Source organism: Paenibacillus sp. NFR01 (genome assembly GCF_900111565.1).
Taxonomy (GTDB): Bacteria; Bacillota; Bacilli; order Paenibacillales; family Paenibacillaceae; genus Paenibacillus_AQ.
This window is the reverse complement of the sequence record NZ_FOIK01000001.1, coordinates 1,778,687-1,793,515: the sequence shown is the minus strand read 5'-3', so window position 1 is coordinate 1,793,515 and position 14,829 is coordinate 1,778,687. Positions and strand designations below refer to the sequence as shown.

At 56.2% G+C, this 14,829-nt stretch carries 12 protein-coding genes; 8 read left to right on the top strand and 4 right to left on the bottom strand.

Annotated features, from left to right (window positions below; translation table 11 throughout):
• Window positions 1-41: 41 nt before the first annotated feature.
• Both BMW84_RS08280 and BMW84_RS08275 read right to left on the bottom strand, forming a co-directional pair.
• Window positions 42-827 carry an ABC transporter permease gene (locus BMW84_RS08280; protein WP_091066522.1) on the bottom strand — a complete coding sequence of 262 codons (786 nt, stop codon included), beginning with the start codon at window positions 825-827 and terminating at the stop codon, window positions 42-44.
• Window positions 824-1,711, bottom strand: coding sequence for an ATP-binding cassette domain-containing protein (locus BMW84_RS08275; protein ID WP_091066519.1), 888 nt, complete (start codon window positions 1,709-1,711; stop codon window positions 824-826). Before BMW84_RS08275 ends, BMW84_RS08280 begins: the two co-directional genes overlap by 4 nt.
• 242 nt (window positions 1,712-1,953) lie before the next feature.
• On the opposite strand from BMW84_RS08275, the gene BMW84_RS08270 reads away from it, so the two are divergent.
• The 8 genes from BMW84_RS08270 to BMW84_RS08235 all read left to right on the top strand — a co-directional run bounded on the left by BMW84_RS08270 (window position 1,954) and on the right by BMW84_RS08235 (window position 13,200).
• Entirely contained in the window at window positions 1,954-3,915 is a 1,962-nt protein-coding gene (locus BMW84_RS08270) for a WG repeat-containing protein (RefSeq protein ID WP_091066516.1), read from the top strand.
• A 259-nt stretch (window positions 3,916-4,174) separates the two neighbouring features.
• Window positions 4,175-4,915, top strand: a complete 741-nt coding sequence (locus BMW84_RS08265) for a CAP domain-containing protein (protein ID WP_091066514.1) — start codon at window positions 4,175-4,177, stop codon at window positions 4,913-4,915.
• Between the two features lie 182 nt (window positions 4,916-5,097).
• The gene (locus BMW84_RS08260) at window positions 5,098-5,919 is read left to right on the top strand and encodes a GDSL-type esterase/lipase family protein (protein WP_091066511.1); all 822 of its coding nucleotides are present in this window, start codon (window positions 5,098-5,100) and stop codon (window positions 5,917-5,919) included.
• Between the two features lie 30 nt (window positions 5,920-5,949).
• On the top strand, window positions 5,950-6,927 hold the full coding sequence (locus BMW84_RS08255) for an ABC transporter ATP-binding protein (RefSeq protein WP_091066508.1): 978 nt from the start codon (window positions 5,950-5,952) through the stop codon (window positions 6,925-6,927).
• Window positions 6,920-7,909, top strand: a complete 990-nt coding sequence (locus tag BMW84_RS08250) for an ABC transporter permease subunit (RefSeq protein WP_091066506.1) — start codon at window positions 6,920-6,922, stop codon at window positions 7,907-7,909. The genes BMW84_RS08255 and BMW84_RS08250 overlap by 8 nt, the downstream gene beginning before the upstream one ends.
• A gap of 193 nt (window positions 7,910-8,102) precedes the next feature.
• Window positions 8,103-10,085, top strand: coding sequence for a DNA topoisomerase IV subunit B (parE, locus tag BMW84_RS08245; RefSeq protein ID WP_091066503.1), 1,983 nt, complete (start codon window positions 8,103-8,105; stop codon window positions 10,083-10,085).
• A gap of 63 nt (window positions 10,086-10,148) precedes the next feature.
• The gene (gene gyrA, locus BMW84_RS08240) at window positions 10,149-12,590 is read left to right on the top strand and encodes a DNA gyrase subunit A (protein WP_091066500.1); all 2,442 of its coding nucleotides are present in this window, start codon (window positions 10,149-10,151) and stop codon (window positions 12,588-12,590) included.
• 178 nt (window positions 12,591-12,768) lie between these two features.
• Window positions 12,769-13,200 carry a MarR family winged helix-turn-helix transcriptional regulator gene (locus BMW84_RS08235; RefSeq protein ID WP_091066498.1) on the top strand — a complete coding sequence of 144 codons (432 nt, stop codon included), beginning with the start codon at window positions 12,769-12,771 and terminating at the stop codon, window positions 13,198-13,200.
• Between the two features lie 87 nt (window positions 13,201-13,287).
• On the opposite strand, the gene BMW84_RS08230 is transcribed toward BMW84_RS08235, so the two are convergent.
• Both BMW84_RS08230 and BMW84_RS08225 read right to left on the bottom strand, forming a co-directional pair.
• Complete coding sequence (locus BMW84_RS08230; RefSeq protein ID WP_368086710.1) at window positions 13,288-13,869, bottom strand: YitT family protein; 582 nt, start codon at window positions 13,867-13,869, stop codon at window positions 13,288-13,290.
• 78 nt (window positions 13,870-13,947) lie between these two features.
• Window positions 13,948-14,826: a helix-turn-helix transcriptional regulator gene (locus tag BMW84_RS08225; RefSeq protein WP_091066495.1), complete on the bottom strand. Its 879-nt coding sequence runs from the start codon at window positions 14,824-14,826 to the stop codon at window positions 13,948-13,950.
• Window positions 14,827-14,829 lie beyond the last annotated feature (3 nt).

The window sequence follows — 14,829 nt, the reverse complement described above, 5'->3', positions numbered from 1 at the left end:
GTCAAAAATGACTGCCGGGTCCTGTTATTTTATGCGGCGATTTACCGCCGGCCCGCTTTTCGCCGGAAGGTCCTCAGGCTCCAAAGCGCGGAGACAAAAACAATCAGCAGGCACCAGCCGGCAGCCGGCCATACTTGATGATGCAGGTCGCCCCCGGTCAGCAAGCCGCGGACGGACTCGATCACAGGGGTGACCGGCTGATGTCTGGCAATGCCTTGCAGCCATGTAGGCATCGAATCAATCTTGACGAAAGCGCTGGACAGGTACGGAAGAAACAGCAGGACGAATCCGTAGCTGCTGGCCGCAGCAGGATTGGCAGCCGCAAGGCCGATGGCGGCAAACAGGCAGGTAAAGGCAAGAATGAACAGGGCGATGATGCCCAGCGCTTCGGCCCATTCCTGGAAACCGGCGGACGGCCTGAAGCCGACCGTAAAAGCCACTCCGATGACGATGCCGGTCGCGAACAGGTTGCGGACAACGCCGGCAACGATATGTCCTGTAATGACGCTCAGACTGGAGATCGGCATCGTCCGGAAACGGTCGATGATCCCGTTGGTCATGTCGGTCGCGACATCGACGCCGGTGCTCGTCGACCCGAAGCCTGCGCAGAGCAGGATGATTCCCGGCACTACATAATTGACGTAGTGTCCGTCCGGCGACAGCGCACCGCCAAAAACATACGTGAAGAGGAGCATCAGCATTACAGGCAGCATAACGGCCATTATCATGGCTTCGGTATTGCGGATGCTGTGCCGCAGGCTACGGACGATAAAGGTGAACTGGGTCACGGCCAGGGAAGCCGCTTTGGGGCTGGCGGAAGAAATCATACGGATACGCCTTCTTTCGTTCGGGTAGTCAATGCCATAAATACGTCATCCAGGTTCGGACGGCGGAGTCCGATCCGCGTTCCGGCGGGAACAGTGGGCAGCAAAGAGGCCAGCGTCCGGTGCACGTCCGCAATATCGCCGGTGGTGGGAATCCGCAGGAACACCTCGTCGTCTTCATCCCGCAGCTCAATGGTCTCGATGCCTACGCGGGACTTAAGCTCTTCGGCCGTGCCTTCGGCTACAATCGTCCCGTTCGCGATCACCGCGATGCGGTCGGCCAGTTCATCCGCCTCTTCCAGATACTGTGTCGTGAGAAACACGGTAATGCCTTCCCGCTTCAGTCCGAGCACCATATTCCAAAGCTCCCGGCGGCTGTGGGTATCAAGGCCCGTAGTCGGCTCATCCAGAAACAGTACTTTCCGGTTCACCGATAAGCTAATGGCCAAGTCCAGACGGCGGCGCATGCCTCCGGAATAAGTCTTGACGCGTTTGCCGGCATGTTCCTCGAGACCGAACAGCCGCAGCAGCTCCGCGGTGCGAACGCGGGATTCCGACGCGGTAAGCCCGTTTAACCGGCAGATCATCCGCAGATTCTCCTCGGCGGTCAATACCTCATCCACGGCTGCGAATTGGCCGGTAAGGCTGATGTTGTATTTCACCTTTTCCTTTTCGGAGGAAAGATCGTAACCTGCAATGCAGATCGATCCGCAGTCCGGGGAGATCAGCGTCGAAAGAATATGGATCAGCGTCGTTTTTCCTGCACCGTTTGGACCAAGCAAGGCAAAAATACTGCCGGCAGGCACCTTGAAGCTGACGCCTTCCAGCACCTTCTGGGCGCCGAAGCTTTTATGCAGCCCCTCCACTTCTACCGCATAATGGTTCATGGCAAACACATCCTTTTAATAAATGGTATATTATATAAACAGTTTATTATGGAAACAGTATATAACGTAAACATATAAACGTGCAATCTCTTTTTGCTCGGCGCCAGGATTAAAACCTCCAATGGTGGCTTTTTTTGCAGCGGCCTGTGGGGGATATCCAAATTTCCCGCTGCCGGGCTACACCCTTTTGCCCAGAATCACATATCCTGTAGGCAAATGCCTGGATAAAAGGGGAGAGTAAGTTGCTGAGGATTAGGCTGAATGAACTGGCGCAGGACAACGACAACGGCCTCGTGCAGACGGAAGTGTGGAAATGGGACGGCATCGGATGGAACGAGCAAATCGCCCAGCAGGAGCAGGAGTTTCTTCGTGCGGACGAAGAACCTTTTGTCACGCTGCCCGCGGAAGCCGGACTGTACCGCGTCGACATTTGCAAACGGCCGCTGGAGACCCTGTATCTGCTGCATGAGAGCGAAGAAACCGGCCTGCGGGCGGAGGTGCTGCATCCCGCACCGTTCCGGACGAAGGATGGCACCTTTTGGGGCTACATCGACAACGAAGGACGTACGGCCATCGAACCGCGGTATGATTATGCCGAAGAGTTCCAGAAGAACGGCCTGGCCATCGTCAACCGCGGCAACGGCAGCGGCCTGATCGACAACAGGGGCAAGGAAGTCGTCAAGCCGGTATACAGCGCGATTATGCCGTTTTCGGAGGGCCGAGCGGTCGCTTCCGATGCCAAAGGCTACACCTTGATCGATGAAAAAGGAAAACCCGTCACCTCGGCGCGTTACGAGTATTTGAACTCGCTGCATGAAGGCCGAGCCGCATTTACGAAGCCGGGAAGCAGCGGTCCCCAGCTATACGGTTACGTCAACGCGCAAGGCAAAGAAGTAATTCCAGCCGTCTATTTGGACGCCGGCGACTTCAAGAACGGGGAAGCATTGGTCAAAATCAAGGAAGGCGAATACGCGCTGATCGACACGGGCGGCAAGGTGAAACATACGTACAATCACGCGTTCGTCGGTTCGCCCGGCGACGGCTTGCTCGCTTATCAGGAGACGGACAACGGCAAATACGGTTACTTGCGCATCGACGGCAGCGTGGCCATCGAGCCGCAGTTTACGATGGCGTTGCCCTTTTCCGAAGGCCGGGCGGTTGTGAACACGGCTGCGGATTACGGCAATGCGTTCGGATTGATCAACGAACAAGGCAAATGGGTGATTCCGCCGAATTATTACGAAGTGTCGCAGCTCGGCGAGCACCGCGTCGCGCTGGGAACGCCGCTGGATGCCTCGGCGCCTTACCGCGGTTCAAGATATGTCGTTGCCGACGGGGATACGGGCCGAATTCTGAACGATCATCCGCTTTTGGCTGTCAACCACTATGACCAGGGATTCGCTTCCGTGTCGGATGCCAAAGATACGTACTTCATCGATAAATCCGGCAAAAAAGCGGCGGCGCTGCCCCTTACGCTGCCCGGAGCGGGAACGCTTTCCTTCAGCGGCAGCCTGATCCGTGCGGACATTGACCAGCGCACGGCGTACTATGACCGCAGAGGCAAGCAGGTATGGAGCGAGAACACGGTCATCCCGCTCCGTCCGCCTTACTCCGTGCTAGAGAAGAAATACAAGCCGAACAAGGATTACTTGGTGTATTATCCCGTAATCGAGGGCATTTCGCTTCCGGCTGTGGCCGGGGAAGTCAACAACAAGCTGCGCAAGCTGTCGCATGCCGATGCGGAGAGCAGCCTGGCGTCGCCGGATGCCAGCTACACCGGAGATTTTTCTATCGAATTTTTCCGCAAAAATCTGCTTGTGCTGGAACTGGTAGGCTATAATTATCCTTTTGGTGCGGCGCATGGCATGCCAACGAAGGTATATCCGCATATCAACCTGAAGAACGGCAGGTTTTATACGCTGTCCGACCTGTTTAAGCCCGGCAGCAAATATGTGGAGAAACTCAGCGACATCGTCGGCAAGCAGATCGCAAATGACCCGCAGTACAGTTACGTTTTCCCGGATACTTATAAAGGAATTAGAGCGGATCAGCCGTTTTATGTGGATGGGGAAGCGCTGTACCTTTATTTCGAACCTTATGAAATCGCGCCGTATGCGGCAGGCTTCCCGACATTCCGCATTCCTTACGCCGAGATTATGGGCCTGATTTCGACGGAAGGCGAGTTCTGGCAATCGTTCCACTGATCCCGGCAGTTGTGGCCTGCCGATCATCTCTATAGAGCCGATTAAGGCTGCCGGCCTCTGGACCGGCGGTCTTTCTTTTGGCATGAATCCTCAGAGATGGTTAAAATTTGTGGCATCTTTGTGGCTTCAAGGAATTGGCAGTACCACAGGAACCGAATTGTGTTACAATGACGTAGGAACAGATTACAACTTTGTAACTACTACGCCGCTAGCCGTACCCGGCAGCCAGAACATACATCATGACTAAGGAGATGGCAGAATGAAAAATACGATGATGAACAAACTTTTGGGTGGAAGCATCGCCGCCGTTATGGCGCTGGGCATTTCTCTTCCATCGCATACCCAAGCCGCATCGGCTACGGAGACAACCGTGACGAGCGTCAATCTTGCGCAGTTCCTTCAAGCCCTTCAGCAATATAACTTCAACGGTCTCACGTTTACCTATACAGGTGCCGCCCCGACAACGACCAAACCGGCTGCAACGCCGGCGCCGGCAGTAACCGCCAAACCGGTTGCCACTGCGAAACCGGTCGTTACGGTTAAACCAACAGCTACACCTGCGCCTGCTGCAACGGCCAAAACTGCTGCAACGCCGGCAGCGACCGCTGCACCGGCTGCAGGAAGCTCCACCGCAACCTTCGAGCAGCAGATCGTTTCGCTGGTCAACAAGGAACGTGCCGCCGCAGGCCTCAAGCCTGTCGCCGGATTGGACAGCCTCAACAAAGTGGCCGAAGCGAAAGCGACCGATATGCGGGCCAACAACTATTTTTCGCATACGTCTCCGACTTACGGATCGCCGTTTGACATGATGGCTTCGTTCGGCATTACGTACCGCGCGGCCGGCGAGAACATCGCCATGGGCCAGAAGACGCCTCAGGAAGTGATGACCGCCTGGATGAACAGCGCCGGACACCGCGCGAACATCCTGAGCCCGAACTTCAATTACATCGGCGTCGGCTTTGACAACAACTACTGGGTACAGGAATTCATCGGTAAATAATGGATTGCAGCATGATAAGATCGACCGTTCTCCGGCGCTGCCGGGGGACGGTTTTTTATTTGGGACCGACGCTTGGCGCACATTTGCAAATTGTAAAGGGAACATTTATGTTTATCTACATAGTTAAGAAGTTTGTAAAAAGTGGAACAATGATGGGTAGAACGGCAGACGGAGGGATAGCCTTGAACAATGCCAAATGGATATGGCGCAGCGTATGGATCGTCTCCATTGCGGCGACGCTTGTTTTGATAACCGGTTTTGTGTATGCGGTAAACGATGTACTGTACCCGAAAGGGGAGGCGCTGGCGGGTGTTTTGCCCCAAGCGACCGAAGCTCCGGCGCCGGAAGACGGCACCCTCCGCATCGTAGCGTTGGGCGATTCGCTGGCCAAGGGAACCGGCGACAATTCCGGCAAGGGATTTGCCAAACGCACGGTCGACCGGCTGACGTCGGGCGGCGCCAAAGCGGAGCTGATCGGCAATATGGGCATCAACGGCCTAACGACGGCCGGGCTGCAAACGAAGCTGAAGGAAGAGGGCATTGAGTATGCGGTGAAGCAGGCGAACGTCGTGCTTGTCTCGATCGGCGGGAATGATCTGTTCCGGGGCTCAGAGCTGCTGAACGGTGCCAATGCCGCTCCGGAGGAAGGAATGGAGGAGATCACGCCCGAGTCGCTTCTGGCGGCCCTGCCGGAGGCGCCGAAACGGCTGGACGGCATTCTGGAGCGTATCGCCGGTCTAAATCCAAAGGCGAAAATATATTATGTCGGATTGTATAATCCGTTTGGCGACTTGGAGAAACTGCTGACCCCGGGCAATCAGGCGGTAACGGCATGGAACAACGCGGCGATGGACCTGATCAACAAACATCCGAATATGACGCTCGTTCCGACCTTCGATTTGTTCAGCGGGCATTTGGACAGTTATTTGTATACCGATCACTTTCATCCGAACGGCGACGGTTATGAACGGATCAGCGAGCGGATCGTGCAGGCCATCCGGTAATTTTTTGGTGAGAAAGCGGGGAGCTGGACTATGAACATAAGACATCATCAGGCGGGCAATGTAGTGTTGTCCGTGGAGGGCGTCCGCAAAAAAATCGGCCGCAAATGGATCATCGATAATGTAAGCTTCGACGTCAAGGAGGGGGAAATCTTCGGTTTCCTCGGGCCGAACGGCGCTGGAAAAACAACGACCATCCGCATGCTGGTGGATCTGATCCGCCCCAGTGCGGGCATCATCAAGGTCTGCGGCTATAACGTCAACCGCGATCCGGAGCATGCGCTGCGTTATGTGGGCTCCATCGTGGAAAATCCCGAAGTGTATTCGTATTTGACCGGCTGGGAGAATTTGCAGCATTTCGCGAACATGCAACCCGGCGTCGGCCCGGACCGTATCGCCGAGGTGGCGGAAATTGTGCGGCTGGATCAGCGCATCCACGATAAGGTCAGCACGTATTCGCTGGGCATGCGCCAGCGGCTCGGCATCGCGCAAGCACTGCTCGGGCGCCCAAAGCTGCTGATTCTCGACGAGCCGACGAACGGGCTGGATCCGAAAGGCATCAAGGAGCTGCGCGAGTTTATCCGCCGGCTCGCCGGGGAAGGCATGGCCGTATTCGTCTCCAGCCATCTGCTGAGCGAAATTCAGCTGCTCTGCGACCGGGTGGCCATCATCAGCAAAGGCCGCGTTCTGGCGGTCGGGGGCGTGGAGGAACTGGTTTCGCGCAACGCACCCTATGTCGTTTGGGAGCTTGAACCTTATGAGCAGGCGGTGTCGCGGCTGAGCGGAATTCCCGGCATCCAGGTGCTTGAGGAGGAGCAGGTCACGCTGGACGATACGGTTACGGCGGGCATGGGCGAACATGCTTTGATCACTTCCATGGCCTTGGAGCGGATACCGGATATCGTCTCGGAACTGGTCGCCGCCGGCCTGGAAGTCCAGGCCGTGCATAAAATCAATCCTACACTGGAACAGCTATTCTTGAAGCTCACGGAAGGTGAAACCATTGATTAACATCCTGCCGCTTGTCCGCAACGAGTGCCTAAAGATCATTAAGAAAAAGCGTTTTTACGTCATCCTGCTCATTCTGGCCGTTCTGGTGCCGATGTTCACGTATGCACAGATGCGTATCTCCGAACGCAGCCGGGAGAAGTTCCATTCCGATTGGCGGCTTGAAATCCAGCAGCAGATCAGTGATAATCAAAATTCCCTGAGCAGCGACCGGATTCCCGAGGAATGGAAGACGTACCGGAAAATTTTCGTCCAGCAGCTGCAATATTATTTGAAGCATAACGTCAACCCGAACGAACCGAGCGGCGTGACGTTCACCCGCGAATTTCTCGACAATTCGGTGAACCTCTTTATTCCGCTGTTGATCATGGCGGTTGCTTCCGACCTGGTATCGGGAGAAAGGACGAGCGGAACGATCAAAATGCTGCTGACCCGGCCGGTCAAACGCTGGAAAGTGCTGCTCAGCAAGCTGGCGGCGCTGCTGATGTTCGTATCGCTGATCGTGCTGGCCGTATTCGTGATGTGCTACCTGATATCCGGACTTGCCTTCGGCTATAAAGGCTTTAATATACCGGTTTTTACCGGCTTCCAGATCAACGGGGAAAATGTGGACATGTCCGCCGTCCATTCCGTGCCGCAGTGGAAGTATCTGCTGATGCAGGGCGGCCTTGTCTGGTTCGTCAGCGTCATTGTCGCCGTGTTGGCCTTTATGGTCTCCGTGCTGGTGCGCAGCACCGCGGCCAGCATCGTCGTCATGATGGCCGCGCTGATCGCCGGCTCCATCCTGAGCAACATGGCATCGGCGTGGACCACGGCCAAATACCTCTTCATGGTCAATTTGGAATTGACCGATTATCTGGCGGGTACTCCGGCCCCTATCCAGGGCATGTCGCTGCCTTTTTCCCTGTCCGTTCTGGGCATCTGGGGCGTGCTTGCGATAATCATTTCATTCGCCGTCTTTACGAGAAGGGATATTTTGAATTAGAATGTACAAAGTGAACGAAACGTTTGTTTGCATTTTTTAGCGGTTTAAGCTGATCATCGAATGCGGAGATATGCGTAGGGGGAACAGCAAAGGGGAAGTCCAAACATTCCCTGCAGCTGCGACCGGCCTGATTCTCCGATTGCTGTGGTTCAGTTTATCCCGTTTTGATTGAGCAAAAAAAGGAGGAGCATGAATGCTCGAACAGATCGATATGTTTGCAAATGTCTCCGGTGACGGCAAGGGAGCCCAGTCCGGATACGATGCTGACGACATTCAGGTACTCGAGGGGCTCGTCGCGGTCCGCAAGCGCCCCGGTATGTATATAGGCAGTACAAGCTCATCCGGGCTGCATCATCTCGTATGGGAGATCGTGGACAATGCGGTGGATGAACATTTGGCCAAATTTTGCAACAAAATCGATATTACGCTGCGCAAGGACGGTTCGGTTACCGTCATCGACAACGGCCGGGGCATCCCGACGGGGATGCACAAGACGGGCATTCCGACGCCGCAGGTCGTATTCACGATGCTGCATGCCGGGGGCAAATTCGGGGGCGCAGGCTACAAAAAGTCCGGCGGTCTGCACGGCGTAGGGGCCTCGGTCACCAATGCGCTGTCCGAATGGCTGGAGGTCGAGATTTACCGCGAAGGTAAAATCCATCGCCAGCGCTACGAATATTGGGTGGACAAAAACGGCAAGGAGCATGTCGGCGAGCCGGTAACCGGGCTGGAAGTGCTGGGCAATACGAATAAAACCGGTTCGAAGATCACCTTCAAGCCGGATATTCGCGTGTTCTCGGGCGGCATCTCCCTGAGCTACGACGTCCTTGCGGAGCGGGTGCAGGAAATCGCGTTTCTGAACTCGGGGCTGCGTATCGTTCTGACCGACGAGCGCAACGGAAGACAGGACGAGTTTTTCTACGAAGGCGGCGCCAGCCAGTTCGTTCAGTTCCTGAACGAGGGCAAGGACGTGCTGCATGACGTTGTCCATTTCAGTGCCGAAAAAGACGATATCGAGGTTGAGGTGGCGCTCCAGTACAATGCCGGATACACCGAAACGCTGGCCTCTTTCGTCAATTCGATTCCGACGCGCAGCGGCGGTACCCACGAGACCGGGTTCAAGACGGCGTATACCCGCGTCATGAACGATTACGCCCGCCGGACGCAACTGCTGAAGGAGAAAGACAAAAATCTCGAAGGCAACGATCTGCGCGAAGGCATGATGGCAGTCATCAGCGTCAAAATGTCCGAGGTTGAATTCGTCGGCCAGACGAAGGACCAGCTCGGCAGCGCTTCGGCGCGCAGCGCGGTCGATTCCATTGTCGCTGAGCAGATCGCCCGTTTCCTGGAGGAGAATCCGCAGGTGGGCCAAAGCCTGCTGAAGAAATCCATCCAGGCAGCCAAAGCCCGCGAAGCGGCCCGCAAGGCACGGGACGAGATCCGTAGCGGTAAGAAACGCAGCGAGAGCTCGAACCTCGGCGGCAAGCTGTCGCCGGCGCAGTCCAAGGACGTGACGCGTACCGAGCTGTTCATCGTCGAAGGCGATTCCGCCGGCGGCTCGGCCAAGCAGGGCCGCGACTCCAAGCTGCAGGCGATTTTGCCGCTGAAGGGCAAGCCGATGAATCCAGAGAAAGCCAAGCTGCTCGACATTCTGAAGAACGATGAATACAAAGCGATTATTTCGGCGATCGGCGCCGGCATCGGTTCCGATTTTACGGTGGAAGACAGCAATTATTCCAAAATCATAATCATGACGGATGCCGACACGGACGGTGCGCATATCCAGGTGCTGCTGTTGACCTTCTTTTACCGGTACATGAAGCCGCTGCTTGACGCAGGCAAAGTGTTTATCGCCCAGCCGCCGCTGTACAAGCTGACGCGTAAATCGGGCAAGCTCGAGACGGTGCGCTATGCGTGGAGCGATGAAGAACTGCAGAATTACCTCAAGGAATTCGGCAAAAATTTCGAGCTGCAGCGCTACAAGGGACTTGGGGAGATGAACCCCGAGCAGCTCTGGGAAACGACCATGAATCCGGAAACACGGACGCTGCTGCAGGTGCAGATCGAAGACGCAGCCAAGGCGGAGCGCCGGGTGTCCACGCTGATGGGCGACAAGGTGGATCCGCGCAAGCGCTGGATCGTGGAGAACGTCGATTTTACCGAAATCGCGGAGTAACGGCGGATTAGCGGCGCAATCCCGGTCATGCCCAAGAGATTGCGATTATAGGAGTGAGCGAACGTGAGCAGTTTATCAGAACAATTTAGTCCGGCTTTTCTGGAAGAGGTCGTCGGCGACCGCTTTGGCCGGTATTCCAAATACATTATTCAGGACCGGGCGATTCCCGACGTGCGCGACGGGCTGAAGCCTGTGCAGCGGCGCATTCTGTACGCGATGTACGATTCGGGCAATACGCCGGACAAGCCTTACCGCAAGTCGGCGAAGACCGTCGGCGACGTTATGGGTAACTATCACCCCCACGGCGATGCTTCAATTTACGACGGGATGGTGCGGATGGCCCAACCTTGGAAAATGGGGCATGTGCTCGTCGACGGCCATGGCAACTGGGGTTCGATGGACGACGATCCGGCGGCGGCAATGCGCTATACGGAAGCCCGCCTGTCGAATATCGCGATGGAGATGATGCGCGACATCGAGAAGCGCACCGTCCTGTTCAAGGACAATTTCGACAACACGGCCAAGGAGCCGGTCGTCGTTCCCTCAAGATACCCGAATCTGCTCGTCAACGGGGCATCCGGCATTTCTGCGGGTTTTGCCACGGAGATTCCGCCGCATAACCTGCGCGAGGTCATCGACGCCTGCATCGCCGTGATGCAAAAGCCGGATATTCCGCTGGAAGAGATCATGACCTTTATCAAGGGACCGGATTTCCCTACCGGGGGTACAATCATGGGCGGGGACGGCATTCTTGAAGCGTACCGCACGGGCAAAGGCCGCATCTATCTGCGCTCCAAAGCCGAGATTGAGAACTTACGCGGCGGCAAGCAGCAGATCGTCATTACCGAGGTGCCGTTCCAGGTCGTGAAATCGCGCCTCGTGACTGCGATGGAGAATATCCGTCTGGAGAAAAAAATCGAGGGCATCGCCGAAGTCCGCGACGAAAGCGGCCGCGACGGCCTGCGGATCGTCGTAGAGCTGAAGAAGGAAGCGGATGCCCAGGGCGTGCTGACCTATCTGCTCAAAAAAACCGATCTTCAGGTCACATACAACCTGAACATGGTGGCCATCGTCAACAAAGCCCCGCAGCAGCTGGGCTTGAAGCCGATTCTTGAAGCATACATCGCGCATCAGCGCGAGGTCGTGACCCACCGCACCCAGTTTGACCTGGAGCGGGCAGAGGACCGGGCCCATGTTCTGGAGGGACTGGTCAAGGCGCTGAACATTCTGGATGAAGTGATCGCTGCGATCAAGGCCTCGAAGAACCGCCAGGATGCGCAGAACAATCTCGTCTGGATGTTCGGCTTCAGCGAACGACAGGCCGATTCGATTTTGACCCTGCAGCTCTACCGTTTGACCAACCTCGAGATCCATTCGCTCCAAAAGGAGCTGGATGAGACACAGGCGCGCATAAATACGCTGCGCGGCATTCTGGAGAGCGACAAGAAGCTCGTAGCAGTGATCCGCAAGGAGCTGCTGGAGATTCGGGACAAATACGGCATCGAACGCCGCTCGCAGATCCAGGGCGAGGTGGAGGAGCTGAAGGTGAGCCTGGAAGTGCTCGTCAACGCGGAGGACGTACTGGTGACTTTGTCCGCGGACGGCTACATCAAGCGGACGGGGATGTTGTCCTTTACCCGCTCCGGCGGGGAACGCCAGACTTCCGGCGTCAAGGAAGGCGACCACATCGTCAAGCTGCTGGAGCTGAATACGAGAGACAGCCTGCTGGTCTTTACCCGCAAAGGCCAATATTTCCTGCTGCCGGTCCATCAGATTCCGGATTTCAAATGGAAGGACCCCGGCACGGCGATCGTCAATGTGATCGGCCTCGCCAAAGGCGACGGCATCGTCAGCCTGCTGCCGGTTAACAATTTGGAAGAGTCTCAAGCCAGCCTGGTATTCTTGACCCGCAAAGGCCAAGTGAAACGGACCGAGCTCAAAGAGTATTCGACCACCCGTTCCGGTGCGATAGCAGCCTGCAAAGTTGCTGAAGGCGATGAAATTATCAGCGTTACCCTCAGTCATAACGACAAAGACCTTGTGCTGATTACCAGCGAAGGCATGAGCATCCGGTTCCGCGAAAATGAAGTGAATCCGATGGGCCGCGTCGCCAGCGGTGTACGGGGCATCCAACTGCGCGAAGGCGACGAGGTGATTGCCGGCTTCTTCGTTGCCGAGGACGAGGGCGAAATCCTCGTCATCTCCGACCTTGGTTACGGCAAGCGGACGCTATTGCTCGATTACCCGTCGCAAAGCCGCGGCGGCAAGGGCATGCAGACCTTCGAGTTCAAGGAAGGCAAGCGGGTGCGTCCGAACGGCAGCCGCCTGACCGGCGCATTCTACTGCCGCGAGGCGCTGGAGTTAACCGCGATTACCCAAAGCGGGCTTGTACACACCTTCACTTCGGAAGCTGCGCCCCTTGGCGAGCGCAAGTCTATCGGCAAGGCGCTTGTACCAGTGGAGAAGAAAGACGAGATTATCAGTTTGTTCCCGGCGATACAATAATTCATTTGCATTATCATCGAACGGTGTGTTGCCTGCTCTCCGGAGCCGGCGACGCGCCGTTTTTTTAATTCCATGAACTTTTCTTTTTCGTTTTGCAGGAAATGGAAGTTTTTTCGCGAAAATGTAGAGAGGATGAAATCGTGATGTTCATTTTTGGCAAGGAAAGGAAGGAAGAAGTGTGCACTCCGTTGAATTCAGTAAAATTTGGCAGAAACTATTGAAGGAATATAAGCTTCACATGGAAAGCAAGCTGGCTCCGACATTGACGGATTCCCAATTGACGGTTCTTGAATTGCTGCAGGAACGCGATGCAATGAAGCCTTCCGACCTCGCTCCGCATCTGGCGACGAGTCCCGCTGCCGTGACCATGCTGCTGGACCGGATGGAGAAGCATGGATTGATCGCCCGTGAACGCGATGAAGCCGACCGCCGCATCGTCTGGATCAGCATTACGGATAACGGAAAACGGGAAACCGAGCGCGGCCTGAAGATCCGCAGCGACTTTTTTGCCGAAGCCCTCGATCCGATCTCTTCGCATAATCAGCAGCTGCTGCTCTATTTGATGGGCAAGCTGGCGGTGGCGCCTGCTGCCGAAGGAACGACCTCATAATCTTCTACATAGGAGCAGGATTAAAATAACCAGCACGACCGGCATACGCACCGGTGGCTGGTTATTTTTTGCCGGATCTGAACGTTCTCAAGATTCCAGCGTACATAACCCCGTTGCCACGCCGCCCGCCGCGATCGTCAGAATGGAATGAAAAAAGGTCTCCTTCGAGATCAGCACGCCCCCCGCCCCGATGATAACGGCATCCGTCGCGAAAATAATCAATCCCATATTAACCGGAACGTAACGCCGGATCAGCCTGGCGAGCAAATCGGTTCCGCCGGTGCTGGCCTTGAAGCGGAGCATGATGCCGAGGCCGCTGCCCATCAAGAAGCCGCCGATGATTGCACTCGAGATCGACCCCAGCTCGATGTAATAGAGAAAGTAATATTGCAGCGGACCCAGCGCTTCGATGCAGAAGGATGAGACGATTAGGCCAAGGACGCTGCTGTAGAACACCTCGCGCGCTTTATACCATGCCAGGGCAAAGATCGGGAGACTGCAGAGAATGACAGCCTGGCCGATTTTGGCGCCGGTCATGTAATTCAGAATGAGCGCGATGCCGATGATGCCCCCGTCCAAGATCTTATAAGGAACCAGAAAGAAGTTCGTTCCCGCCCCGATCAGCAGGCTTCCAAGCATGATGACGAGCAGTTTGCCAGACAGTCGCATATCCAACATCTCCATGAATAAGGCATGTCTTCATTTATATGCTAGTCCAGTCCAAAAAATGGCAGGCGATTCCTAATTTTACGTTCCTCGCGAGAACTGTTTGCGGAATTGCAGCGGCGAAATGCCGGCCTTGGCGGTAAAACGCCGCGAGAAGTAGGCGATGCTCTCAAACCCGGTGCGTTCGGCGACGGCGGACACGGGCAGCTCGGTTTTGAGCAGCAGCAGCTTGGCCTGCTCCAGCCGGTAGTCGGTCAAGTATTCCATCGGTGTCACGCCGTAGACCCGCTTCATGCATCTTGCCAGATAGTTGTAGTGAAAATGCAGTGCCTCCGCCAGCCGGCTGTTGGTCAGCGCTTCGTCATAATGGGCCCGCAGGTAAGCTTCGGTTTGTTCGGCCAACTCGACCGTATGGCTTCCGGTCTGATCCCGGCGGGCGAGATCCATCATCCGCAGCATTTCCTCGAAGATCCGTTGCTGCTGCCAGACGGCGCTGGAACGCCGGCCCTGGTGCAGTTGAAGCAGGAGCTCACTTTGTCCGCCGCCTTCGGGCGAGGCTGGAAGGACACCGGCCTTCGGCACACGGATCGTATACGGATGGGTGAAAAAGCGGCGGAGATGCCCTTCACGGTTCATATGCCGGGCATCCCCCTCCGCTTCAAACCATTCGCCGACGGTGTGGAAATGGACCCAGACGAAAACCGTCTCCTCCTCGCAGGGCTTGACTGCATAATGATCGCGGTCGGGCAGCAGCAGCAAGGTGTCGCCGGCCCTCAGCGCCCATTCCCTGCCGGCTTCGCCGATGAACAGGCATCCACGCTCCACGAGGAGCAGGTCGAAGAAGCCGAGGCTGTCGCGGTCCGGATGCTGATCGCCCGGCTGGTATACGGTCCGGCCGCAATCCAAAAAATAAGGGAACGGCGGGGCGGCCAGATGGACATACGCCGGATTGCCATTCAAGAG